24 protein-coding genes and 1 other RNA gene are annotated in these 22,955 nt (G+C 47.4%); 15 read left to right on the top strand and 10 right to left on the bottom strand.

The window, feature by feature from the left end:
• The first annotated feature begins 4 nt into the window (after nucleotides 1–4).
• The 8 genes from B0475_RS14225 (at nucleotide 5) to B0475_RS14260 (ending at nucleotide 7,620) form a co-directional block, all read left to right on the top strand.
• Nucleotides 5–1,051, top strand: coding sequence for an SPOR domain-containing protein (locus tag B0475_RS14225; protein WP_077412551.1), 1,047 nt, complete (start codon nucleotides 5–7; stop codon nucleotides 1,049–1,051).
• Nucleotides 1,051–1,647, top strand: a complete 597-nt coding sequence (locus B0475_RS14230; RefSeq protein ID WP_077412552.1) for a CvpA family protein — start codon at nucleotides 1,051–1,053, stop codon at nucleotides 1,645–1,647. Before B0475_RS14225 ends, B0475_RS14230 begins: the two co-directional genes overlap by 1 nt.
• Complete coding sequence (gene purF / locus B0475_RS14235; protein WP_077412553.1) at nucleotides 1,647–3,107, top strand: amidophosphoribosyltransferase; 1,461 nt, start codon at nucleotides 1,647–1,649, stop codon at nucleotides 3,105–3,107. Before B0475_RS14230 ends, purF begins: the two co-directional genes overlap by 1 nt.
• Nucleotides 3,091–4,305: a UbiH/UbiF/VisC/COQ6 family ubiquinone biosynthesis hydroxylase gene (locus tag B0475_RS14240; protein WP_077412554.1), complete on the top strand. Its 1,215-nt coding sequence runs from the start codon at nucleotides 3,091–3,093 to the stop codon at nucleotides 4,303–4,305. Before purF ends, B0475_RS14240 begins: the two co-directional genes overlap by 17 nt.
• A gap of 1 nt (nucleotide 4,306) precedes the next feature.
• Nucleotides 4,307–5,473 carry an FAD-dependent monooxygenase gene (locus B0475_RS14245; protein ID WP_077412555.1) on the top strand — a complete coding sequence of 389 codons (1,167 nt, stop codon included), beginning with the start codon at nucleotides 4,307–4,309 and terminating at the stop codon, nucleotides 5,471–5,473.
• A gap of 423 nt (nucleotides 5,474–5,896) precedes the next feature.
• Nucleotides 5,897–6,313 carry a hypothetical protein gene (locus B0475_RS14250; protein ID WP_077412556.1) on the top strand — a complete coding sequence of 139 codons (417 nt, stop codon included), beginning with the start codon at nucleotides 5,897–5,899 and terminating at the stop codon, nucleotides 6,311–6,313.
• A gap of 153 nt (nucleotides 6,314–6,466) precedes the next feature.
• Nucleotides 6,467–6,955, top strand: coding sequence for a hypothetical protein (locus B0475_RS14255; RefSeq protein WP_077412557.1), 489 nt, complete (start codon nucleotides 6,467–6,469; stop codon nucleotides 6,953–6,955).
• A gap of 314 nt (nucleotides 6,956–7,269) precedes the next feature.
• Nucleotides 7,270–7,620 (top strand): zinc ribbon domain-containing protein, encoded by a 351-nt coding sequence (locus B0475_RS14260; protein ID WP_077412558.1) that lies wholly within the window; start codon nucleotides 7,270–7,272, stop codon nucleotides 7,618–7,620.
• Between the two features lie 123 nt (nucleotides 7,621–7,743).
• Here the strand turns inward: B0475_RS14260 and B0475_RS14265 are convergent, their stop codons facing one another.
• Nucleotides 7,744–8,274, bottom strand: coding sequence for a hypothetical protein (locus B0475_RS14265; RefSeq protein ID WP_157892984.1), 531 nt, complete (start codon nucleotides 8,272–8,274; stop codon nucleotides 7,744–7,746).
• Nucleotides 8,275–8,481: 207 nt separating this feature from the next.
• Here B0475_RS14265 and B0475_RS14270 point away from each other — a divergent pair, with 207 nt between their 5' ends.
• Nucleotides 8,482–8,748: a hypothetical protein gene (locus B0475_RS14270; protein WP_077412560.1), complete on the top strand. Its 267-nt coding sequence runs from the start codon at nucleotides 8,482–8,484 to the stop codon at nucleotides 8,746–8,748.
• A gap of 164 nt (nucleotides 8,749–8,912) precedes the next feature.
• On the opposite strand, the gene rpiA is transcribed toward B0475_RS14270, so the two are convergent.
• The 5 genes from rpiA to B0475_RS14295 all read right to left on the bottom strand — a co-directional run bounded on the left by rpiA (nucleotide 8,913) and on the right by B0475_RS14295 (nucleotide 10,840).
• The gene (gene rpiA, locus B0475_RS14275) at nucleotides 8,913–9,572 is read right to left on the bottom strand and encodes a ribose-5-phosphate isomerase RpiA (RefSeq protein ID WP_077412561.1); all 660 of its coding nucleotides are present in this window, start codon (nucleotides 9,570–9,572) and stop codon (nucleotides 8,913–8,915) included.
• Entirely contained in the window at nucleotides 9,562–10,107 is a 546-nt protein-coding gene (locus B0475_RS14280) for a 5-formyltetrahydrofolate cyclo-ligase (RefSeq protein WP_077412562.1), read from the bottom strand. The genes rpiA and B0475_RS14280 overlap by 11 nt, the downstream gene beginning before the upstream one ends.
• Before the next feature lie 35 nt (nucleotides 10,108–10,142).
• A non-coding RNA gene (gene ssrS / locus B0475_RS14285) (6S RNA) lies at nucleotides 10,143–10,332 on the bottom strand.
• A 14-nt stretch (nucleotides 10,333–10,346) separates the two neighbouring features.
• Nucleotides 10,347–10,640 (bottom strand): cell division protein ZapA, encoded by a 294-nt coding sequence (locus tag B0475_RS14290; RefSeq protein ID WP_077412563.1) that lies wholly within the window; start codon nucleotides 10,638–10,640, stop codon nucleotides 10,347–10,349.
• The gene (locus B0475_RS14295) at nucleotides 10,637–10,840 is read right to left on the bottom strand and encodes a TIGR02449 family protein (RefSeq protein ID WP_077412564.1); all 204 of its coding nucleotides are present in this window, start codon (nucleotides 10,838–10,840) and stop codon (nucleotides 10,637–10,639) included. The genes B0475_RS14290 and B0475_RS14295 overlap by 4 nt, the downstream gene beginning before the upstream one ends.
• Nucleotides 10,841–11,002: 162 nt before the next feature.
• On the opposite strand from B0475_RS14295, the gene B0475_RS14300 reads away from it, so the two are divergent.
• From B0475_RS14300 to B0475_RS14315, 4 genes are all read left to right on the top strand, one after another.
• Nucleotides 11,003–11,548: a UPF0149 family protein gene (locus B0475_RS14300; protein WP_077412565.1), complete on the top strand. Its 546-nt coding sequence runs from the start codon at nucleotides 11,003–11,005 to the stop codon at nucleotides 11,546–11,548.
• A 118-nt stretch (nucleotides 11,549–11,666) separates the two neighbouring features.
• Nucleotides 11,667–12,095: a 50S ribosomal protein L13 gene (rplM, locus tag B0475_RS14305; protein ID WP_077412566.1), complete on the top strand. Its 429-nt coding sequence runs from the start codon at nucleotides 11,667–11,669 to the stop codon at nucleotides 12,093–12,095.
• A gap of 7 nt (nucleotides 12,096–12,102) precedes the next feature.
• Nucleotides 12,103–12,495 carry a 30S ribosomal protein S9 gene (rpsI, locus tag B0475_RS14310; protein WP_077412567.1) on the top strand — a complete coding sequence of 131 codons (393 nt, stop codon included), beginning with the start codon at nucleotides 12,103–12,105 and terminating at the stop codon, nucleotides 12,493–12,495.
• 205 nt (nucleotides 12,496–12,700) lie between these two features.
• A complete protein-coding gene (locus B0475_RS14315; protein ID WP_198538305.1) occupies nucleotides 12,701–13,651 on the top strand; it encodes a GGDEF domain-containing protein in 951 nt (316 codons plus the stop codon).
• Nucleotides 13,652–13,731: 80 nt separating this feature from the next.
• Here B0475_RS14315 and B0475_RS14320 read toward each other — a convergent pair whose 3' ends face one another.
• The 3 genes from B0475_RS14320 to B0475_RS14330 form a co-directional block, all read right to left on the bottom strand.
• Nucleotides 13,732–15,834, bottom strand: coding sequence for a 3-hydroxyacyl-CoA dehydrogenase NAD-binding domain-containing protein (locus B0475_RS14320; RefSeq protein WP_077412569.1), 2,103 nt, complete (start codon nucleotides 15,832–15,834; stop codon nucleotides 13,732–13,734).
• 5 nt (nucleotides 15,835–15,839) lie between these two features.
• The gene (locus B0475_RS14325) at nucleotides 15,840–17,135 is read right to left on the bottom strand and encodes an acetyl-CoA C-acyltransferase (RefSeq protein ID WP_077412570.1); all 1,296 of its coding nucleotides are present in this window, start codon (nucleotides 17,133–17,135) and stop codon (nucleotides 15,840–15,842) included.
• Between the two features lie 352 nt (nucleotides 17,136–17,487).
• Nucleotides 17,488–18,747, bottom strand: coding sequence for a S1 family peptidase (locus B0475_RS14330; RefSeq protein WP_077412571.1), 1,260 nt, complete (start codon nucleotides 18,745–18,747; stop codon nucleotides 17,488–17,490).
• Between the two features lie 299 nt (nucleotides 18,748–19,046).
• On the opposite strand from B0475_RS14330, the gene B0475_RS14335 reads away from it, so the two are divergent.
• Nucleotides 19,047–19,688 (top strand): urate hydroxylase PuuD, encoded by a 642-nt coding sequence (locus B0475_RS14335; RefSeq protein WP_077412572.1) that lies wholly within the window; start codon nucleotides 19,047–19,049, stop codon nucleotides 19,686–19,688.
• Between the two features lie 308 nt (nucleotides 19,689–19,996).
• Nucleotides 19,997–22,084: an elongation factor G gene (fusA, locus tag B0475_RS14340; protein WP_077412573.1), complete on the top strand. Its 2,088-nt coding sequence runs from the start codon at nucleotides 19,997–19,999 to the stop codon at nucleotides 22,082–22,084.
• Nucleotides 22,085–22,157: 73 nt separating this feature from the next.
• Here fusA and B0475_RS14345 read toward each other — a convergent pair whose 3' ends face one another.
• Entirely contained in the window at nucleotides 22,158–22,910 is a 753-nt protein-coding gene (locus tag B0475_RS14345; protein WP_157892986.1) for a hypothetical protein, read from the bottom strand.
• Nucleotides 22,911–22,955: the final 45 nt, after the last annotated feature.

Genomic DNA, 22,955 nt, shown 5'->3' on the forward strand with positions numbered 1-22,955 from the left:
AATCATGGATCAGGAATTAAAACAGCGCATGATCGGAGCTTCAGTGATCATTGCACTGGCGGTGATTTTCGTGCCGATGTTGTTCGACGGCAACATTGAAGAAAAGCATAACAAAAACATCAGCATCAACATCCCCCAGGAACCAGACAATGGCCTGGAGGTTAAAAAATTTGACATTGATAAGCCGGTTGCTCAAAAAGTCGAATTGCCGCCAGCAGAAGCCGAACTGGCCGTTGAGCAGCAGCAGGCGATACTGATCCCAAAAGAAACCAATGAGCCTGTTGAAGCACAGGGAAACATTGAAACTACCGTGGCCAATACCGTCGATTCATCTGCAACGGTTGCCGAACAACCACCAGCCAAGGGCAATGATCAGGTGATTGAAGAACCGCCTGTTAAAAAGCCCGCCCCTGAGCCAGTGGTAGCGCAAACTGAGGTTGCAAAACCCGTTGAAACCACGCCGCAAAAACCAATACAACAACCGACTTCGGACCGGGGTGCTGCCGTATTGGATAAATCATTGACCGAAGTTTATCGCGTCAAGTTGGGCAGCTTTTCACAACAAGCCAATGCCGAACGGGTACGCAGTAGCCTGCTGCAGAATAACATCAAAGCCATAGTGGAATTCAATGCAGGACTGAAATTGTACCGGGTCTGGTCACAGGAAATGTACCAGAATAAGTCCCGCGCCGAAGACTATGTGTCAGCGGTGAACAGACTTAAGTTGAACATTGGCACCCCCAAAGTGATTACTCTGGGGGCAGATGAAGTATCCGCTATGGCCGAACAGGGGCAATTGGGTTGGGTGGTTCAATTGGGAAGTTTTTCCTCCCGTGACAACGCCATTGAATTGCGCAATAAAGTGTCTGCCGCAGGATTTGCCGGGTTCGTTGATGTGGTCACCAACAGCAAAGGGGTGCAGTTGTATCGCCTGAGGGTGGGGCCGCTGATGGAACGCCAGGATGCTGAAGACCTGCAGCAACAAATCAAAACCCGGTTAAAGCTGGATGGTTTGGTGAAAAGTCATGAACTGGGCACGCTGGTCAACTGATGAACTGGTTTGACCTGACCATCATTGCCATCCTGATTGTCTCAGTGGTGGTGAGTTTGTTCAGGGGATTGATTCGTGAAGTGTTGTCATTGCTGATCTGGGTGGGAGCATTCTGGTTGGCCTGGACGTTTGTGGATGATGGCGCTGGCTGGTTAAGTAACGTCATAGAGTTGCCATCAGCCAGGCACCTGATCGCTTTTATCGGTTTGTTCCTGGCTGCTTTGATTGTTGGTGGCATCATTAACTATCTGGTCGGACAAATGATCAGCAAAACCGGTTTGGGGTCTACAGACCGGTTCTTTGGCATGTTTTTTGGATTGGGACGTGGCATCATTGCAGTCACTGCGATGGTGTTGTTTTTACAGGCCACGCCATTTACCCAGGATCCCTGGTGGAACGAGTCCAGATTACAGCCTCAGTTTTCTAAAATGGCCGACTGGGTGAAGTCTAAAATGCCCGAAGATCTGGCCGGTTATTTTTCTTTTATTGATGCAGAAAAACTCAAAGAGACTCTGACATCGCCCGACCATCAGGGAGCGGAAACCCCGGTCCCCGATGAACAGTCCAATACCCAAGAACAGGAACCCAAGCAATAATGTGTGGAATTGTTGGAATCATTGGCAACAATCATGTTGCCTCAACCATTTATGAATGTCTGACCATCTTGCAACACCGTGGTCAGGATGCCGCTGGTATCGCCACTTGTCAGGATGGCCGGTTGGAACTGGTCAAAAACAATGGATTGGTCAGTGACGTGTTTAAATCAGAAAGTGCTCAGATACTTAAGGGCAATGCCGGTATTGGCCATGTGCGATACCCCACTGCCGGCTCCAGTAATTATGAAGAGTCTCAGCCATTTTATGTGAACTCTCCTTTTGGCATCGCTTTGGCTCACAATGGCAATTTGCACAACGCAGAGCAATTGAAGAAAGAACTGTTTGCCGAAGATCGACGACACATCAATACCCACTCAGATTCTGAGGTACTGCTGAATGTATTTGCCCATGAACTGCAGAATGCTTCTGGCCTGATGATCACCCCTGAAGCGGTCTTTCACGCAGTGTCCAGGGTGCATAAACGCTGTCAAGGCGCTTATGCCAATGTGTTGATCATCCCCGGCTATGGCATTGTCGCTTTCCGTGACCCCAATGGTATCCGGCCCTTGGTCTATGGGGTGCGCAAGTCAGCTGAGGGCGATGAGTACATGGTGGCCTCTGAAAGCATTGCCCTTGATTTGCATCATTTTGAATTGCTGGATGATGTCGCTCCAGGTGAAGCGATCATCATTACCAATGATCGTCAGTTGCACCGCCGTCAATGCGCTGAGAACCCGCAATTGTCTCCGTGTGTGTTTGAATACGTTTATTTCGCCAGACCTGACTCGATGATCGATGATGTATCGGTTTATAAAGCCCGCTTGCGGATGGGTGAAAAACTGGCAGAAAGGATCAAGGAGCGTTGGGCTGATGAAGACATCGATGTGGTGATTCCGATTCCTGAATCATCCCGCACCAGTGCCATTCCCATGGCATACAGTCTGGGGGTTAAATTTCGTGAAGGCTTCATAAAAAACCGTTATATTGGCCGGACATTCATCATGCCAGGTCAGGAACAGCGCATCAAATCTGTACGACGCAAACTCAACGCGGTGGAATTAGAATTTCGCAATAAAAACGTATTGCTCATTGATGACTCGATTGTGCGGGGCACAACGTCCAGACAAATCATCCAGATGGCCCGTGAAGCCGGTGCCAAAAAAGTGTTTTTTGCCTCAGCAGCACCACCAGTACGGTATCCCAATGTTTATGGCATAGACATGCCAGTGGCTGAAGAGCTCATCGCCCACAACCGCACCGAAGAAGAAATTGGTGAATTATTGGGTGCTGACGGATTGATCTATCAGACCCTTGAGGATCTTGAGGCTGCCTGCATGGAAGGTAATCCTAAAATTGACCGGTTTGATTCATCTTGTTTTTCCAATGAATATGTCACCAATGTACCCAAAGAGTACTTTGCCAAAATCGGTGCCATGAGGAGTGATGACGCCAAACAATAACTCCATTGATCAGGACCATCGCTGCGATGTGATCATTGTCGGTGGTGGCATGGTTGGGCTGGCCACTGCTCTCAGGTTGGCTCGCAGCGGTATCAAGGTGGCAATGCTTGAAGCCAGTTTGCCCAAAGAGACCATGCATCACAACAGTTTTGACAGCCGTACCCTGGTGGTCAACCCGGCATCCAGGCAATTTTGGCAGGATCTGGGCATCTGGCAGTCGATCAGTCAATCTGCTGCAGTTATTGATCAGGTTCATGTGTCCAACCAGGGCCACTTTGGTACCGTGTTGTTCGATAAAAATGAATTCTCCGTTGAAGCCCTCGGGCATGTTGTGGAAGCACAAGTGTTGGGAGGAGTGTTGTGGCAACAAGTCAAAAAGACGACTGGCGTACACCTCATAGCGCCTGCTGAATTGACCGCATTCGAAGTCAGTGATGAGCATGTGACAGTACAGTTCAAGCATCAACAACTCAGCCAAAAATTGCAGGCCAGGTTGCTGATAGCAGCGGATGGTGCACAATCATCAATCCGGCAACAACTGAATCTGCCAACTCACACCAAAGCTTATGAAAAGACTGCCATTATCTGTAACCTGAAAACCGAACAGCCGCACCGCAATCGCGCTTATGAAAGGCTGACCCGTACAGGTCCATTCGCCTTGTTGCCTTTTGGTGATCGAATGGGGTTGGTGTGGTCCAATACACATGAACAGGCAGGCCGCTTACTGGCCATGGACGAAGGCAGGTTCATAAATGCTGCACAGGCCGCTTTCGGTCAGCGCCTTGGGCGTTTTATGCAGATTGGACAGCGCCACAGTTATCCGTTGCACCAAGTCAGGGTAGAGCGGCAATATGCCAACCGCGTGGTGTTGATGGGTAATGCGGCTCATGCCGTCAGTCCGGTATCAGCCCAGGGACTGAATCTGGCGGTTCGTGGAGTCAGGAGGTTGACCCAACTCCTCACAGAAGCCCATGCTCATGGCGGTGATTTAGGTGCGGAAAAATTACTGGCTGAATACCAGGTGGCTTCATTGCCTGATCAGCAACAGGTGTTGAACTATACCGATGATCTGATGACCTGGTTTAAAATTGATGAGCCGGTGATCGCCGGGTTACGTTCATTGGGGTTGTTGGCGATCGACAGCAGCCCAACGCTGAAAAAAAGGCTGTATGAATTGGCCGGAGGTTTGAATTACTGATATGAACCATACTGATGTCATCATCAGCGGTGCCGGAATGGTCGGTGCCATCACTGCACTTGGATTGGCCAAAGCAGGCTTTTCAGTGGCCTTACTGGACCGCAATTCAGCACCTGTATTTTCCGCTGAATCACCACGTCAACTTCGGGTATCTGCGATTTCACGGCACAACTTAAAAGTGTTGGATGATTTGGGCGTGATGACTGGCTTGATGGCTGAACGGCTGGGTTACTATAAACACATGCAAGTCTGGGATAACCGTTCAACCGGTGAACTGGCTTTTGAGCAAAGTGGGGAGGGTGTTCTGGGCGCGATCATCGAAAACGATCACCTGGTGGCAGCAGCATGGCAGGCTGTTAGCACCTGCCCGGACATCAAGGTTTTTCAACAAACCTCGATCTCTGAATGGTCACAAAGTGAACGCAAAGTGCGGGTCAGCTTAGCGGACCGGGAACAGCTGTCTGCTGGACTGTTGGTGGTAGCTGAAGGCGCGCAATCCACGGTTCGTGAATCACTGAACATACCACTGAAAACCAAAGACTATGAACAAAAAGGTCTGGTCTGTCTGATTCAATTGAGTGACGCACCAGCCAGCACCGCGCTGCAATCATTCAATGCATCCGGGCCGGTTGGTATTCTGCCGATGAATGAGTCTGGTTTATTTTCTGTGGTCTGGTCATTACCCAATGATCAGGTGGGCCACTGGCTGAATTGTGATGTGGCCCGATTTGAACGTGCCCTGCAGATCCACATTAACCGAAACCTGGGTGAACTGAGTCTGATCAGTGAACGGGCAGCCTTTCCATTGCGTCAAATGTATGCCCGTCATTATCATCAAGGTCGGGTGGTGCTGGTTGGTGATGCAGCCCACACCATTCACCCTTTGGCTGGGCAGGGTGTCAACCTGGGTATCGAGGACGGACAGTGTCTGATCAGGAGGATCAGTACATATGGCCTCAGGGATCCTGAATCCCTGGCCCGCGCTTTGCGTAAATACCAGCGAGAGCGGCAGGCCGAAGTATTTAAGACCTCAGAAATGATGAACGTCTTACATCACCTGTTCACCAGTCAGCAACCGGTCGCAGGCTGGCTTCGTGGTACTGGCATGAATGCCATCAATCAAATGCCATTGATCAAACAATGGTTGATGCGCCAGGCCGGTAGCTGAACCCGTATTCATCGTTTACTGCCATATTGAACAGAGCGGCTATGGAGCGGGGCTTCAGTCCACGTTTTCATCAGCTTGTATCATCAGATTGGTTTGACCCACCATACTGACGATGGTCATTGGGGGGGCATGACCTGCAAACACTTCAACGTCGGCTGAAGCCGACGCTCCAAGGTTTAATCTGGAGCGTGTTATTAAGTCTACTTTTGCATTAACTCATGACATCAATCTTTGCGCAGCCAAATTCGTACTGTCAGAATGCACAGAGCGTTGGTGAGGTGATTTCAATACTTGTGTGGCCAGTTGGAAATAAGCCAGTGTGGATAATCTGAAGGCCTGATGATATCATTGAGCAATGATGAGTGCAGATGGAATCCGCAAGTGAGCATTCTGAGTTCAATTATTATTTGAAGGGGGTTTACAATGGAAGGTGATAGACTGGTTAATGACTCTGCCTTCAATTGTCATGTTTTATCGGGTCTGACGGTGGAAGCTTTTTACGGAATCTATTCCTCTGATGACCCTGCAGAGTTGATTCTGGTTTTACTTAAGTTGAAAGAAAAAAAACTGTGGCAAAGATTTTTCCTGGATGCCTTCATTGGCTTTTGGGAAGAGTGGGAACAAGCAGTCATTGCAGAAGATCTGGAAGATGACCTCGTTATTGATCTTGGTGAGCAGCATGATGTACTGGGTTGTCAGGTGAACAGCATAGAGTGCACAGGTGATGCTGATCAACTCATTCCTTCAGCCATCTGGTTTGACATTGGAAAAACCATACTTAAAATGAGCTTTATTGATGACGATGGAGAAGAGTTTGGGTCGAAACTTGAAATCATGTAAAAAACACCTTCATGATGTTACATGGCATGCATCTTGTTGAGGTGGCTGCGGAGTACGTGTAAGGATGGTATAAACCTCATGCCATTGATCAAACAATGGTTGATGCGCCAGGCCGGTAGCTGAACCCAGGCATGAAGAACAGGCACTGATCTTATGAATCTGAAAGAATATGAAGAAATTTTTGTTTCATTGAGTCCATTGAATGTGCGGTTTTCACAACTGGCAAAAATTCTGTATGAATTGGGTTTCAAAAGAACCGGCTTTTCTGAGGGAGATGTGTTTTACATGTTGCGTTCAGACCAGGTTGAAAAATGTCAAACGGATACCTTAATTAATGTTTACACCTTCTCTGATGGACAGGAGTTGTTTTACTTCAAGAATGAAGACCCTGTGATTGATGAAGTGCAGTTGGGTTATTTGCTGGCTTCCATGCCCATTGAGAATCTGGAATCTTTTATTCATCAGGTTTGGCGTTTAGCCAATAGGTTGAATTCCCAGGTTCACTATTCAGGATCAGCCATCTCAGCAACAAAGTTAACTGCTGTGATTCAATCATATGCAGATGAATTGACCAAGTCGGTGGATCAACCCGGTTCATTTAAACTGCATAAGGCCATTTCCAAATTATACCCTTTACCCTGATAACATGCTCTTTGGTCAGGACTCTGGGCCAACATATATTACAACGTCGGCTGAAGCCAACGCTCCAACAGTTGTTCTGGAGCGTGGACTTCAGTCCACGTTATCCTCAACTCGTGACATCAGCTCTGACTGATTCACAGTATTGACAATGTTGAGTAGATAAGGCCAATGGCAAACAGACAAAACCGTCGGTTGAAACCGACGCTTGATTGGTGAAGGTGATTTCTGAGGTAATGAATATTCTGGCACATGTCAGCAGGCAATGATCAATGCTAAGCTGGGTTTATTGATGAAATAAAAACAAGGAGTTATCAATGCAAACCATTATTCAAAAAGAAGACATCAAGGGCCTGTCTTATGATGCCCTGGTGGAGCACATCCGCCTTTCCAAAGTCAATTCTGATGAATACCTGGGTTTACTGGGCGATTTGAAGGCTGAGCTTAAACTCAGGGAGCCGACTGCTGATTATCAGTGTCGGGCCTGTGGTCACAGGGAATATGAAGAGCGGCAGATCAGGGCCTCAGGCGGTGGCATCAGTGCTTTGTTTGATGTCCAAAACGAGAAATACCGGGTCATCACCTGTCACAGGTGCAAGTATTCAGAGTTGTATCAGGGAACAGTTGGTGCCGGTCAGGCAGCGATTGATTTTATCTTTGGTGGTTGATCTGTAGTGACGTCGGCTGAAGCCGACGCTCCAACGTTTATTCTGAAGCGTGTTCTTCAGTCCACGTTGTCAAACGCAATGCATGATCCCTGGAATTACGCCAGGGATTCGCTCTTTGTGGATTCAATCAGTAAAAATGGCCACGGCTTTGCGGATGCCCGCTTCAGTGGGTGTGGCCACGTGGCCTTCGTCATTGACTGAAGTGTTGTAGGTAACGCCCAGGCGACGTTGTTCGCCTTCGATCCAGATGTATTGCAGGGTGCGGGTGTACTTGCTGCCAAATTCATTGGAAAGGATGCCGTGCTCGGTGTTCTCAAAAGGCTCGAAATGGTAGCTCAGTTCGATTTTGCCGACCTTGTTACCATTGTCCACCAGGTATTTTTGGTTGTTTTTGAAAAAATCAGGATTGGTGATTTTTTCGGTTTTATCAAAGGTGCGGTAGGTGATGCTGATTTCGTGGCCTTGGGCATCCTGGAAGGTCCACATGCACTCAGAGGTGGTTTTGCGTTCGTAAGTCACCTCTTCAGTCACCGCAGTGGTGTCCACACCGTACAAGACAGCCATTTCTTCAGGGCTGCCGGCATCACAGGCGCCGGCCAGGGCGTTGCTGGCATACAGGCTGACGGTCAGTCCGAGGATCATTGCTTTGTTCATGATTGCTCCTTGTCTCATTAAGAAAGAACGCATCATAACGCAAAATCTGAATCAGGCTGTGAACATCTGAGTATTTTGAGAAATTCATCATAACAGCATGTCGCCTGACGTTGTGTTGTGGTTCAGTTTTTTGGCTGTTGGCCTTTGATAATGTCTGTGGCGTCTCAATATCAATAAAAGACAACAGCACCAGGAGTGGAAGTGAACATGAAACTTGAACAGATGTATGAAAACAGCAAAGCGGTGATTGAGCAGATCGAAAATGAGGCTGTTTCGGCGTTTCGGATTGAACAATTTGAGACCACCGGTGATCCGGCATACCTGTCGGTGGTGGTGTCATACCGGCTGGACCGGGACATGCAGTTCACCCGTGAACTCAACCCCACCCAAATCAAGACCGACCGCATTTTCAAGGAACTGCGCTTTGCCCTGGATGACGATGAATTGTTGGGATTGTTTATTTTTGAGTCCTGATGAGCACAAGTTCATTCATTGACCTCGGCTGAAGCCGACGCTTAAAAAGGTACCACGAAGCGTGGACTTCAATACCCGTTTTCACATGTGTCAAAACAGCACCACGCAGGTAGGGCTGAGGTACCAAGCCCAACCATTGCAAACATCTTTTTAATGTCAGTTGATCACTGCGTTCTGACGGTGCCGTCGTTTTGCGCGATCAGGGTCACGTCGGCTTTGCGGCCGGCGAATAGTCCATTGGTGACCACCCCGGGAATTTGGTTGATTTTCAGCTCCAGTTCCACCGGATCAAGGATTTTCAGGTTGTGGATGTCAATGATCTGATTGCCTTCATCAGTGACAAAGCCTTCCCGGTAAATCGGTTGACCGCCGAGTTTGACCATTTGTCTGGCCACAAAGCTGCGGGCCATGGGCAGCACTTCTATGGGCAAAGGAAAGGCGCCGAGCAAATCGACACACTTACTTTCATCAATGATACAAACGAATTGTTTGCTTGCCGCGGCGATGATTTTTTCACGGGTCAAGGCACCACCACCACCTTTGATGAGGCGGTTGTGGGCGTCACATTCATCTGCGCCGTCAATGTACAGGGATAAGTCGCCGGTCTGGTTCAGTGCTTTGACGTTGAAGCCAAGGGCTTCGAGTCTTTCGGTTGAGGCTTCAGAGCTGGAAACCACCGCTTCAATGCGGTTTTTGACTTGAGGCAGCAAGTCAATCAGTTGATTAACTGTGGAGCCGGTGCCGATACCAATCACCATGTCGTAATCATTGATGTAGGCCAATGCAGCCTCGGCGACTTGTTTTTTCAGTTGTTCAGAATTCATGGTGTCCCTGTTCGGTGAAGATGTGCTGAAGTGTAACATCCCAGGGGTCAGTGGGCAATTGCTGAACCTGTTGGCAGGCATATGCAATGCCGGCACGTATACCCGCATGATGTTCGGCAAAATAACGGTCATAGTATCCTCCGCCCATGCCCAGTCGGTTGCCATTGCCATCAAAACCAAGCAAAGGCATCAGATACAGATCAATGTCCGGTTGTGATGCACCCGGGATAAAAACAGGTTGCTGCAGGCCGTAAGACAGGGTTTCCATCTGCATTTGACTGGTCACTGGCTGAAATTGCATCAGCTTGCCCGAAATGGCTGGCAGGTAGAGGTTTTTGTCGTCTGATTGCTCGAGCAGGGCAGTGATGTCTGCTTCTCGGTTAAAGGCCAGGTACAGGCCCACATGTCTGGCTTCCTGCCAAAGTGAAGATGCGCTGATGTGTCTGATCAGGCGGCGGTTGAGGCCGCTCCTTTCGTCATCACGTATGGCAGCACGACGTTGTCGTAAATCTGCCCTGAGTTCAGTTTTTAGCATGGTAATGGCAACGAAGTGTTGTCGGAATGATGGTGATGTTGACCACCTGTGCCGTGATATACTGGCGTCCTTGGTACCAAAGGTACAAGGCGGAAAATTCCATCACTGTCTCAGGCTTCTCACATCTATTGATGAGCATGCACACTGACATTAAAAAAAAGATTCCTGTTAAATATAATTAGGGCCAAGGCATATGCTTATATACCTCGAACACGGCAGTCAACACCATTGAAGTTATTTTAATCGTTGGTCAGGGCTTGTTCAAGTTTATCGTTGAGTTTTTTGACGGTGGTTAATACTTCGGTGTCGTAAAATTGGTTGGTGGATTGAGACTTAATCAGTTCGTGTGAAATGTTCAACGCAGCCATCAGGGCAATTTTATCAGCCGCCATGGTGCTGTTGTTGTCCTTGATGCTTTGCATGGTTTTATCCAGGTAGTCTGCAGCAGATAACAAAGATGAACGCTCATCATCCTCGCAGGCAAACTGGTATTCCCGGTTAAGGATGCGGACTTTGATTTTTGCTTGACTCATGCGGTTTGCTCTAATGTCTTCAATCGGGATATCATAGACTCCAGGCGGTTTTTGGCCTGGTCATTTTTTTGCATCAATAAAGATTTTTCCTGCGACAACTCTTCCATTTTGCTTTTCAACGCATGGTTTTCAGCTTTGATTTTGTCCAGGAACTCAATCAATTGATTGACGGTGAGTTCTAATTGTTTTAAATCTTCCATTGTGGTCGCCGCATGTTGAGATTAAAATTGGCACAATAAGCCATGTTCAATGAATCAATATAGATTGTTCACCCGAAAAGGTCAACAAGCTTGTGAGAAAAATATCACAAGTTAATGAAAAATATCATAAAATACATCACAAAATAAGGATTAAACGAGAAAATGATTCCCTATCAGCCATTTGCCGAACATTTGAAAGGAATCGGTGTGCTGGCATCGCCGTCAGAATTACATGCCCAGGCCAGCGCTGCTCTGTGTGCCAACAAAGCTTTGCCATTTGAACATTGGCTGAAACACATCAGTGATGACTACTGCATTGAAAATGCCAGTGATTCTAATTTGCAGCACGTCATGTCCGCGGTGTTTGATTATGCCAAAGAGCAATTGGCCAAAGATGATTATTCATTTGAGTTATTGTTACCTCAGGATGACAGCACTTTGATACAAAGGGTGGAAATCCTCAGTGAGTGGGTGGCCACTTTTCTGTCCGGCTTGGGAACAGCTGGATTGGTGACCGCTGAGTTGAGTGCTGACGGTCAGGAATTCATCCAGGATATGGATAAGATCGCCCGGATTGACCATGACCTGGAGGGCCTGGAAGCAGAGGAGTTGGATTTTTATGAAATCACTGAATACGTACGCTCTGGAGTGATGCTGCTTTATGTTGAAATGAATCGTGGGCAAAGCAGCGCCAGGTACATAAATTAATCAACAAAATACTTGCATCCAAACGCCGAATTAAGTACCATTCCCGCTCTTTGTAAATGGCGTGGTCTGAGGGCACAATCTCCGGACAAGCCCAATAATTAAAAAAACGTAGATTAATATGAAAACATTTAGCGCAAAAGCAGAAGAAATCAATCGCGAATGGTTTTTGATTGATGCCGAAGGTAAAACTTTGGGTCGCATGGCCTCTGAAATTGCTTTAAGGCTTCGTGGTAAGCACAAACCTGAATTCACCCCTCACGTAGATACCGGTGATTACATTGTGGTTGTTAACGCTGAAAAAGTAGCGGTAACCGGTAATAAATTGAATGATAAAATGTATCATCACCACACAGGATACGTGGGTAACCTGAAATCAATTAACCTGAAAGATTTGTTGGCCAAACACCCTGAACGGGTTCTGGAGAAAGCAGTTAAAGGCATGTTGCCGAAAAACTCACTGGGCCGTCAAATGTACCGTAAACTGAAAGTGTATGCTGGTCCTAATCACCCGCACGAAGCACAAGAACCTAAAGTATTAGAGGTATAAGACTATCATGGCAACTCAACAATATTATGGAACTGGCAGACGAAAATCATCATCTGCGCGCGTCTTTTTGACTCCTGGTTCAGGCAAAATCATCATTAACGACAAAGAAATCAGTGATTACTTTGGACGTGAAACCGCCAGAATGGTGGTCAGACAGCCTTTGGAAAAACTTGGCATGCTGGAACAGTATGACATCAAAGCCACAGTGGTTGGTGGTGGTACCACCGGTCAGGCTGGTGCAATCCGCCTGGGTCTGTCCAGGGCATTGCTGGAATCAGATGAGTCGCTGAAGCCTCAGCTGAAAGAGCACTCTTTCCTCACCCGTGATGCACGTAAAGTGGAAAGAAAGAAAGTCGGTCTGCGAAAGGCCCGTCGTTCAGTCCAGTTCTCGAAACGTTAATACTGCGACAGATACAACACCATTGCAAAGAGAAGGCCGGTTTATCCGGCCTTTTTTTTTGTCCTGATGCCAGCCAGGCGCCTGTGTGCTGGGTCTAATGAGAGGTCAATCACAGAAAATCATCATTTTTTACGGCTATAATGATTTCAATAAGTACAGTGTGTCGTGTATGAACCAAACAGTTACAGCTAAGAAGCAGTCTTCAATGGCCATGCGAATTGGCGTTTATCTTGGGCTTTTTGTCGCCTTGGGTATCTTGGTGGTGTTTGGTTTTGATTTTTTCTTTAGTCGACAGCAACAACCTGATTGGGTGTTGGTTGGAGTGTATGCCTTTTTGGCCACCCTGACGTATTACTTTTTCATCGTCAATGACTTGAATGCCAAAAAGCTGAATGGCCGTGCCATGGCCATGAGTTTCTTTATTTGCTATCTTGCCTTGTCATTGGTGGCGATTTCTTTTGCTTACCAGATTCCTTCAAATCTGGTCTGGTACGTATCTGGGATGATGTTGATCATTGGTTACAGCATGGGAGCTTATGGGGTGACCAAGTGGGGGCGCTACCACAAGAAAGTCAAGAAGGTCATGATTCATGAAAACCTCACAGATGATTTAACCGGACTATTTAACAGACGGGCATTTGCCATCAATTCGAATCGTGAATTGGATTTCTGTTTGACTTCGGGCAGTGATTTTTCAGTGATTATGCTGGATATTGATGATTTTAAAGAAATCAACGACCGCTACGGTCACGTGGCCGGAGATGAAGTGCTCAAGCAACTCAGTGCTCTGATCAACAGCTTCATCAGACGATCAGACAGCGTTTACCGTTGGGGTGGTGAAGAATTTGTGGTGTTGTTGCCAATCACTGGTTTATTTGAAGCTCATCAGGTGGCCAACAAGATCGTTAAAATAGTTGCTGAACACACCTTCATCATCAATCAGAATTTAAAAATCAACCTGACGGTTTCTTTGGGTGTGGCACAGTGGGTACGGCAGGAATCATTATTGAATGACACCCTTAACCGGGCAGATAAAGCGCTGTACAAAGCCAAGAGCAATGGCAAAAATGCCGTGGTTGTGGCTAACTACAAAGACCATGCAGATGACGTGTCCAAAAAACCTGGAGGCGGCCCGGATAATCAGCTCAGCGCCTGAGAACGACTGTTATTGTGTAACAAAAAAACCCACCAGGCAGGTCCTGATGGGCTTGTGGTCGTTTTTTGTTGGGCATTCAGTCAGCCAACAAACGGGGTATTATCCTTGGCGTGTTTGACCAATAAGTCAGCAGGCTCAAAACGTTTACCGTGCTGCTCATTCAAAGACTGCAGGATTTTGAGAATCTCATCAGCTCCCTGATGGTCAATGTAGCTGAATGGGCCGCCAGTAAACGGCGGGAAGCCAAGGCCCAGTATGGCAGCCAAATCACCATCGCTGGCGGTAAACAAGATGCCTTCCTCCAGACAACGAACACACTCATTCACGAAGGACAGGCCAATTCTGTGCTGAATGGTCTGTTTGGCCATGGGTTTGCGTTCCTCGCCACCAAAAAAACGATAAATGTCTTTGTTAACGGATTTCCGGCCTTTTTTCGGATAGGTGTAGAAGCCTTTACCTGCTTTGCGCCCATACAATTTGGCATCAGCCAGTTTTTGTACTGTGTCATCCTGTTCGATACCGCGTTCAGTGAACATGTCGCCCAGCGCGCCCCTGGCAATGTGCGCACCTACATCGATGCCTACTTCATCCATCAGTGCCAACGGACCAACAGGGAATCCCCAGTCTTTCATGGCATTGTCCACCTGTTCAATTTCAGCCCCGTCATGAAGTACCTTGATGGCTTCGTGGGTCAGAGCTGAGAGAACACGGGTGGTAAAGAATCCTGGTCCATCTTTAACAACGACCACAGTTTTGCCTTGTTTAATTCCGACGTTGGTCGCCATCTGTCTGGCTTTTTTGGAGGTTTTGTCAGTGACAATCAATTCCAGCAAAGGCATTTTGGGTACTGGAGAGAAGTAATGCATGCCCACGACATTTTGAGGGTGGGCGGCATTGGCAGTGATGTGTTCCAGAGGCAGTGAGGAAGTGTTGGTGGCAAAAATGGTGCTTTTTTTGCATCGTTTTTCCACGTCGGCTAATATCCGTTGTTTTAACTCGATGTCTTCAAACACAGCTTCAATGATCAGATCTGAGGCATTCAGATCCTCATCATTGATGGTGGTTTTCACCCGTGACATCAGTCGGTCACGTTCCACGGCGCCCATGGCTTTTTTCTTGACCAGCTTGCTGAAATCAGACCAGATGGTTTTTAAAGCGGCGGCCAGACCTTCGTGAGAAATGTCCTTGAGCACCACGTCATATCCATTTTTGATGGATACTTCAGTGATGCCAGCACCCATAAAGCCCGCACCAATCATGGCCAGGCTGTCAACATTTTCGGTTTTGGTGTTGTTTTTGAGTTTTTTGTTTTCCTGCATGGCCATGAACAGATTGATCAGGCTCTTTGATGCCTGAGTGGCGTGCAATTCGCCAAAACCAATTGCTTCGGCTTCCAGGCCTGCTTCCAGACCGTGTTCCAGGCCGGTTTCCACACAGTCCAGAATTTTCAAAGGAGCCGGGTAATTGCCACGGGTTTTACGCATCACAGTCTCGCGGGCTTTTTTCAATACATAGTTTCGACCCGCTGAGGTGTTCAGGGCTTTGTCTATCAGGCTCAATTTCTTGTTCTTGCGCTTGATTGGTCTGGCTGCCACTTGCAGCGCAGCCTGATGCAATCCTTCTTTGTGCACCAGTGAGTCAACCAAGCCTGATTTTTTGGCGCTGAAAGGGTAGATGTTTTTGCCGGTCAGTAAAGCATCCAGGGCATAGCGCAGATTGGTTAATCTGACCAGTCGTTGAGTGCCGCCGCCACCTGGCAGTAAGCCGATTTTCATTTCTGGTAAGCCCAGCACTGTTTTTTTGTCGGTGGTGGCAATCCGATAGTGACAAGCCATGGCCACTTCCAGGCCACCGCCCAGACAAGCACCATTGATGGCTGCGATCACAGGTTTTTTTAACCTGGACAGCCGCAACAGTATTTTGTTGCCTTCCCGTGATAGGTTTTCCACTTCCTTGGAGTCTTCAATGGCCATGAGGTCTTTGATGTCAGCACCGGCAATGAAGCAATTGTCTTTCCTGGAAATCAGTACGGCAGCTTTGATTTCGCTGTCACTTTCTATGTCATCCAGCAGTTGGCTGAAGTGATCGAGCATCTTAACCGACAGGGTGTTTACTTCGGATCCTTTTTGGTCCATCCAGATGGTGGCGATGTTGTTGTCTTTGGTGAGCGTAAAGTTTGCCATGATGATTATCCTATTCTCTTCAGTAAGATTGATGAACCCAGTCCGCCTGCTGCACAAGCGCTGATCAGCGCGTATTTACCTTTTTCCTGTACCAGTCTTCTTGTGGCGCTGGTCAACAGCCGTGAGCCGGTGGCTCCAAACGGGTGTCCCAGCGACAAAGAGCCACCTTGTGTATTGACCTTGTCCATCGGAATGGTGCCAAAAGCACCATTCAGGCCCAGGTTGTCTTTACAGAAGGTTTCGTCTTCCAGGGCCGCCAGGTTGGCCAGTACCTGTCCGGCAAATGCTTCATGTATTTCAAAAACATCAATGTCTGCGATTGTCAATCCGGCTTCGTTCAGTAATTGAGGCATGGTGTATGCAGGTCCGAGCAATAATTCACCTTGAGGGTTCTGGCCAGAAAAAGCAAAACCTTCGATCACCACCTGAGGTTTCAATTTTCGGGATTTGGCTTCATCCAGATCCATCAGCAAACTCACTGCCGCGCCATCGGTAATGGGTGAGGCATTCCCAGCAGTGATGGTGCCATGTGGCCGAACAAAAGCCGGCCTCAGGGTGCTCAGTTTTTCCAGTGATGAATTGGCATAGAAGGTGTCATCTTGTTTAACCACATCAAATGTGGGAGGAATGGGTAGAGGACAGACTTCCTGATCAAATTCACCGGCTTCCCAGGCTGCTGCTGCGTTTTGATGAGAACGCAAGGCAAATTCGTCTTGTTGTTTTCGGCTGATACCAAATTTGGCGGCCAGCTGATCGGCGTCCGCGCCCATGGTCAGTCCTGTGGAAAACTCAGCAATGGCAGGTGCTTCAGGAGCCAGTGAATTGAATTTGAAGTCTTTAAAGACTTGCCAGAAACCTTTGATGCCTTTGGCTTTTTGTGCCTGGAGGAGGGTTTTCTTTAGTTTGTGTGTGATTCGGACCGGGGCATCTGATGATGATTCCACGCCGCCAGCCAGGGCTATTTTAGCTGAACCTGACTGAATCGCAATGGCGCTGTTGGTGATGGCGACATTGGCGGAAATACAGGCCATGGTTACTGAGTAAGCAGGAGTGTTCAGATTCAGTCCAGCTCCAATCATAGATTCTCGGGCGATGTTGGACGTTGATGCGTTCTGTATCACAGTACCCATGGTCACCAGGTCACATTCATCCTGTAAAAAAGGATAACGGTGTTTGATGTTATTGATGGCCTCTCTGGCCAGATCATAGGCTTTGAGGTCCTGGGCTTTGCCAGTTGGGGCTTTCATGAACGGTGTTCTTAAGCCGTCAATCACAGCGACTTTGGAGTCTTTGAAAATCATAAGTATTCAGTCGATAAAAAGGATGTTTTTAATTGTCACCATACGCATGCGTATTGTCAAGGGGTAACCCATATTCAGGACGCTAAGTCATCTATTTTAACAAATGACAGCCTGTCATTCGTGGTTCTTAAGTCATGGAGTTCGATACAGACATGTTCTGAACTCTTGATTCAATGCGTCAAGCAGAGTCAGTCATCAGCAAATACTTTGCAGCGTGAGCAATCACCAGAGAGTTAAAGCCAACATGGCAGCATATTGGCTTCAGGTAATGGTTTTTGTTTGTTCCGATAGAAATGTTAATGCAACAAAGCCTGGCAGATGCCAGGCTTTGCGGTGGGTTGTGGATACAGCTTTATTGAGTCAGGATGGTGACATTCAACTCTGACTGTGCCCGTTGTACCGGGGTAAACACAGACGTGCTGCCGTTGGAGCCACTGTGCACGCCCCAGGCCACCGTACCCCACGACCAAGGACCGCCGCTGTCTCCACCAATGGAGTCATCACCGGAAACCCGTACCAGATTGCTGACGGTTACCCCATCGGTGAAGGTGGTGGTGACCCCGGTGGCAATCACATCATGATTACAGCTGCGAACATTGTCCGAACGGCCGTATTCACATACTGATTGGCCTGGTAACATCAGGATGGTCCATTTGATACCAGTGACATCTCTGACTTCATCTTCGCGGGCATAATATTCTGCGACCTCAGAGTGACTGGTGGTGTGATATTCCACATCACCGTTGCCACGTTCCTGAGAACGAAATGTCATGGTCGGGTCTGAAGTGGTGTAGTGGTGGTCCAAACCATTTAGCCCCGTACAGTGTGCTGCCGTGATGATGCCGTTTCCGTTGGGGCCGGAAACAGCCCAGCCACTGGTGCATTCTTTACCACCATCATCAGTCAGCCATTCACCACCACGTGCATAGTCAAAATCATAAATCTCACCTTCTCCAATGATGACCTCATAGTCAATGTCATTGATCGAAAGACTTTTTGCCAATCTGTTGTCGTCCATATCCAGGCCATTGAAGCCAGCCGACAAAGTATCAGACAAATCCGTCAATGACATGGCTTTTGCAGCCCTGCTGGTTTTCATTTCCAGTTTGATCTGTCCGCTTTGCTGATCAAAGTAAGTGAGGAAGTTGCTGTGGTTATTGGCTCGCAAGAGTTTTGACAAAAGTGCAGCGCGTTCTTGTTGTTCCTGCATGCTGTAGCTGCCACCTCCAAACAAGTTTACATTGGCAGGTGCTTGAATGGCAGGTGCTTTGCCTACAAACTGAATGTGGGCATCCTGATAGGGTGCAGGTTCCAGCCAGACGCGGGCGATTTGATTGGGATATTTCTCCAAAAGCTCGGCGAAATAGCTGGCGAACTGATCCTGGAACGCCAATGCCTGGCGTACATCTTTGATGTTGACTCCACGTTCTTTTGCCAGTAAGCGAGTGTCTTCAAAAACCGCCATGTCATTGGATATGCGGGTGGCGGCATCATGCAGGTGGGCTTCGTCTGCCAAGCCTGCACCTGACAATAATGTCAGACTGAGTGCCAGTCTTAAATGATGGCGGATGATTGAACGTTGCTGGGTTTGTTCTAAATGATTGCGTTTCATGTCTTTTCTCCCTTTGTTAATAATAATAGAATACAGATATACTGTGATGCACATATTATGATTTTGTTGGAGATGATTGAATAGCGGATTGACCATTGTGTTGTGTGAAAATGACAGTGCTTATGTCGTCATTTTCTGACAACAGCAGATGATGTCAGGACGTTTTTGTGCCTACCTGAGTGTTAGGGATAATCAGAGTGAGTGGGTAAAAAGTGTTGTATATCAATATTTTAATTGACCCGTCATGGCATTCTCAACTACAATGCTTTAACATTTTTTTAATAACAAGAGGAGGTAGCATGGATAACGTTTGGGTGGATCTGTTGGCCCGTTGGGGGCACGGTTTGTTTGGCATCACATGGATTGGATTGCTGTATTATTTCAATTTCGTTCAAGGTGAATATTTCAAAGAAGCCGCTCAGGAAGCATTGCCTGATGTGAAAGCCAAGTTGGCCACTCGGGCACTGTGGTGGTTTCGTTGGGGTGCCATGATGACTTTTATCACCGGTGTTGTGTTGTTGGGTGTACTTGGAGCCTCCGTCAACGGCTGGATCTTGTTGGGTGCGTTGCTGGGTACCTTCATGATGCTCAATGTGTGGCTGGTCATCTGGCCCAACCAAAAAGTGGTTCTTGGCCTGACCTCAGGTGATGTGGCCTCATGTGCCGCCAAGGCAGGTTTGGCTTCGCGAACCAATACTTTATTTTCAGCACCCATGTTGTTTTGTATGCTGGCATCCAAGCATGGTGCCGCGGTGGCGGCCGGAATGATTCCAGTGACCAGTGGCTGGTCTAACGGCTTATTGGCAGCACTGGCGTTGGCAGTGGTGATAGAACTCAACGCATTGTTTGGCAAAATGGGTCCAATGGCCAGTGTCAAAGGTGTGATCCATTTGTCACTGGTACTTACTGCGGTGATGGTGGGATTGGTGGTTTACCTCTGACATCACAATGCCCGCAAGGGTGATTTCATGCCTGTCAGGTGCGTTTTTTGCCTGACAGGCTTTTTTCGGTTGAAAAGCAAAAAAATAGCCCAATATCTCACGAATTCCTTAACTCTGGGGCACTTTTATAGTAAGATGCGCGCACTTTAAGGTTTAGTCAGGTTTTAGAGAGACTTTTGTCTAAAGAGTTGAATCATTTCAAGCAGTGAATGTTGATTGGTTTCAGCCACTTAGCCAAAGGTCTCTTTAACGTATAACAGACCAGTTTATTAACTTTATCCCTGTGATAAAAACGCAAGATTAATGTCATGACAGATTTAGCAAAATACAGAAATATTGGTATCTTTGCTCACGTGGATGCGGGTAAGACCACCACCACTGAGCGGATTCTTAAGTTAACCGGTAAAATCCACAAGTTGGGTGAGGTTCACGATGGTGAGTCAACCATGGACTTTATGGATCAGGAAGCAGAACGTGGTATCACCATTCAATCTGCGGCGACTACATGTTTCTGGAAGGATCACCGTTTCAACATCATTGATACCCCGGGCCACGTAGACTTCACTGTTGAAGTATACCGTTCCCTGAAGGTACTTGATGGTGGTGTGGGTGTGTTTTGTGGATCTGGTGGTGTAGAGCCGCAATCAGAAACCAACTGGCGTTATGCCAACGAATCCGGTGTAGCCCGTTTGATCTTTGTCAATAAATTGGACCGCATGGGTGCTGATTTTTACCGGGTTGTTGGTCAGGTAGAAAAAGTCCTGGGCGCAAATCCTCTGGTCATGACACTGCCCATTGGTATCGAAGATGATTTCGTTGGTGTGGTAGATGTATTGAGCAAGAAAGCCTGGGTATGGGATGACACTGGTCAACCTGAGAATTATGAAATCCAGGACGTGCCTGCTGACATGGTTGATAAAGTGGAAAAATACCACGAGCAACTGATCGAAACTGCCGTAGAGCAGGATGATGACCTGATGATGGCTTACATGGAAGGCGAAGAAGTGTCAATGGAAGACATCAAGCGATGTATCCGTAAAGGTACCCGTGACTTGGCATTTTTCCCGACTTACTGTGGTTCGGCTTTCAAAAACAAAGGCATGCAATTGATTCTGGATGCGGTTGTGGATTACCTGCCAAGCCCTGTTGAAGTTGATCCTCAGGATTTAACAGATGAAGAAACGGGTGAGCCAACAGGAGAGAAAGCCATTGTTTCTATTGATGAGCCATTCCGCGCCCTGGCGTTTAAAATCATGGATGACCGTTTTGGTGCTTTGACCTTTATCCGGGTTTACTCAGGTAAAATCAACAAAGGTGATACCGTGTTGAATGCCGCCACTGGTAAAACCGAGCGAATCGGTCGTATGGTGGAAATGCATGCTGATGACCGCAATGAGCTGGATTCAGCGCAGGCTGGTGATATCCTGGCTGTGGTTGGTATGAAAAATGTACAAACCGGTCACACGCTGTGTGATGTGAAACATCCTTGTACCCTGGAGCCTATGATTTTCCCTGATCCTGTGATCTCGATTGCTGTGGCTCCTAAAGACAAAGGTGCTTCTGAAAAAATGGGCAACGCGCTGGGTAAAATGATTGCAGAAGACCCATCTTTCCAGGTGGAAACAGATGAAGATTCAGGTGAAACCATTCTGAAAGGCATGGGTGAATTGCATCTTGACATCAAAGTGGACATCCTGCATCGTACTTTTGGTGTTGAATTGGAAGTTGGTCAGCCTCAGGTTGCATACCGTGAGTCCATCACTGCGCCCATCACTGACTCATATACCCATAAGAAACAATCGGGTGGTTCCGGTCAGTTTGGTAAGATTGATTACACCATTGAGCCAGGTGAAGTGGGTTCAGGTTATGAGTTCGAATCGACGGTAACCGGTGGTAACGTACCTAAGGAATACTGGGCGGCGATTGAGAAAGGTTTCCAAAGCATGCTGGAAGAAGGTCCATTGGCCGGGTACCCGCTGCAAGACCTGAAATTCACCTTGCAAGATGGTCAGTACCATGCAGTGGATTCATCCACCATGGCGTTTGAAGCAGCTGCCAAGGGTGCTTATCGTCAATCTGTGAAGAAATGTTCGCCACAATTGATGGAGCCTATCATGAAAGTTGACGTGTTCACACCAGACGATCACGTGGGTGATGTGATTGGTGATCTGAACAGAAGACGTGGCATGATTAAATCTCAGGACCCAACTGCCACAGCTGTTCGCATCAAAGCGGATGTGCCGTTGTCAGAAATGTTTGGCTACATTGGTTCATTGCGTACGATGACATCTGGTCGTGGTCAGTTCTCAATGGAATTCTCGCACTACAGCGCGTGTCCAAACAACATCTCTGAAGAGGTGATTGCGGCAGCCAAAGCGAGAAAAGAAGCCAGTTAAACGGCTGTTCAAGGTAAGATCAAAGGGCTGCCCAAGGGCGGCCCTTTTTTTTGCTGGTGCTTCACTCACTGTTTCATTGGCTGCAGCTGGTTTCAAACTCACCTTTGAAATAACCATACAGTTCTGAGATCTCACCATTCGGATACAGAAAAAACATCACTTTAAATGGTGATGCAATGATGGCTGGATCGGTCTTATTGACATCGCACAATAAGGTCAGGTGAATTCGGATGCCGTGATATTCTTTGACCATTATTTCATTGAATGTGATTGACAACAGTTCGAAGTGATCGGCAGACAATGGAAATCCTCCATAAATCAATTGACCACCTCTGGCCAGTCGGTTGATGTGGTTGCTGATTTGTTCAATGGGTGCCTGTGAAGGTATGAATTCATTATGAAACACAACTTCCAGATCAGTTGTGATGTGTTGGTTACTCATGTTTTGTCGGAGTTCGCTGCAAGGAGGCTGTGATAACTCATATCCGGTATCAATGATTTCACCTGAGTGATCAAGGGTGATTTCAACAGATGACAGTGTAAACGCATCATCAGCCGATTCTTCAGCTGAGAACTTAACCCCGCACCCGGCTGCCATGACGACAATCAGTTCATGCCTCATGTCACCAGGATACACAATGTTTTTAATTGATCTGATGCTTAGCTCAGACTCGCTGAATGCCCGGTTATTCACAACGATTTTGCCGTTTTCCAACAATTTCATCACGTGTGATTCAATGGCGGTATTATTGGGATGTTGGTATGTGATCAATGAGTTGTCTGCATCCGTATGCAAAGCCATCAGCATAATGATGAGTAGTGCCACAAAAGAGTCCTGTCAATGAAGTGAGCATTTAGTATAGTCTAACCG

Origin of the sequence: Marinicella sediminis, assembly GCF_002000055.1 — a bacterium.
Classification (GTDB): Bacteria; Pseudomonadota; Gammaproteobacteria; order Xanthomonadales; family Marinicellaceae; genus Marinicella; species Marinicella sediminis.

What these genes read in the sequence shown, in the direction of transcription:
- B0475_RS14225 (WP_077412551.1), top strand. Translation starts at nt 5, where the DNA reads ATGGATCAGGAATTAAAACAGCGCATGATCGGAGCTTCAGTGATCATT.
- B0475_RS14230 (WP_077412552.1), top strand. Translation starts at nt 1,051, where the DNA reads ATGAACTGGTTTGACCTGACCATCATTGCCATCCTGATTGTCTCAGTG.
- purF (WP_077412553.1), top strand. Translation starts at nt 1,647, where the DNA reads ATGTGTGGAATTGTTGGAATCATTGGCAACAATCATGTTGCCTCAACC.
- B0475_RS14240 (WP_077412554.1), top strand. Translation starts at nt 3,091, where the DNA reads ATGACGCCAAACAATAACTCCATTGATCAGGACCATCGCTGCGATGTG.
- B0475_RS14245 (WP_077412555.1), top strand. Translation starts at nt 4,307, where the DNA reads ATGAACCATACTGATGTCATCATCAGCGGTGCCGGAATGGTCGGTGCC.
- B0475_RS14250 (WP_077412556.1), top strand. Translation starts at nt 5,897, where the DNA reads ATGGAAGGTGATAGACTGGTTAATGACTCTGCCTTCAATTGTCATGTT.
- B0475_RS14255 (WP_077412557.1), top strand. Translation starts at nt 6,467, where the DNA reads ATGAATCTGAAAGAATATGAAGAAATTTTTGTTTCATTGAGTCCATTG.
- B0475_RS14260 (WP_077412558.1), top strand. Translation starts at nt 7,270, where the DNA reads ATGCAAACCATTATTCAAAAAGAAGACATCAAGGGCCTGTCTTATGAT.
- B0475_RS14265 (WP_157892984.1), bottom strand. Translation starts at nt 8,274, where the DNA reads ATGAACAAAGCAATGATCCTCGGACTGACCGTCAGCCTGTATGCCAGC.
- B0475_RS14270 (WP_077412560.1), top strand. Translation starts at nt 8,482, where the DNA reads ATGAAACTTGAACAGATGTATGAAAACAGCAAAGCGGTGATTGAGCAG.
- rpiA (WP_077412561.1), bottom strand. Translation starts at nt 9,572, where the DNA reads ATGAATTCTGAACAACTGAAAAAACAAGTCGCCGAGGCTGCATTGGCC.
- B0475_RS14280 (WP_077412562.1), bottom strand. Translation starts at nt 10,107, where the DNA reads ATGCTAAAAACTGAACTCAGGGCAGATTTACGACAACGTCGTGCTGCC.
- B0475_RS14290 (WP_077412563.1), bottom strand. Translation starts at nt 10,640, where the DNA reads ATGAGTCAAGCAAAAATCAAAGTCCGCATCCTTAACCGGGAATACCAG.
- B0475_RS14295 (WP_077412564.1), bottom strand. Translation starts at nt 10,840, where the DNA reads ATGGAAGATTTAAAACAATTAGAACTCACCGTCAATCAATTGATTGAG.
- B0475_RS14300 (WP_077412565.1), top strand. Translation starts at nt 11,003, where the DNA reads ATGATTCCCTATCAGCCATTTGCCGAACATTTGAAAGGAATCGGTGTG.
- rplM (WP_077412566.1), top strand. Translation starts at nt 11,667, where the DNA reads ATGAAAACATTTAGCGCAAAAGCAGAAGAAATCAATCGCGAATGGTTT.
- rpsI (WP_077412567.1), top strand. Translation starts at nt 12,103, where the DNA reads ATGGCAACTCAACAATATTATGGAACTGGCAGACGAAAATCATCATCT.
- B0475_RS14315 (WP_198538305.1), top strand. Translation starts at nt 12,701, where the DNA reads ATGGCCATGCGAATTGGCGTTTATCTTGGGCTTTTTGTCGCCTTGGGT.
- B0475_RS14320 (WP_077412569.1), bottom strand. Translation starts at nt 15,834, where the DNA reads ATGGCAAACTTTACGCTCACCAAAGACAACAACATCGCCACCATCTGG.
- B0475_RS14325 (WP_077412570.1), bottom strand. Translation starts at nt 17,135, where the DNA reads ATGATTTTCAAAGACTCCAAAGTCGCTGTGATTGACGGCTTAAGAACA.
- B0475_RS14330 (WP_077412571.1), bottom strand. Translation starts at nt 18,747, where the DNA reads ATGAAACGCAATCATTTAGAACAAACCCAGCAACGTTCAATCATCCGC.
- B0475_RS14335 (WP_077412572.1), top strand. Translation starts at nt 19,047, where the DNA reads ATGGATAACGTTTGGGTGGATCTGTTGGCCCGTTGGGGGCACGGTTTG.
- fusA (WP_077412573.1), top strand. Translation starts at nt 19,997, where the DNA reads ATGACAGATTTAGCAAAATACAGAAATATTGGTATCTTTGCTCACGTG.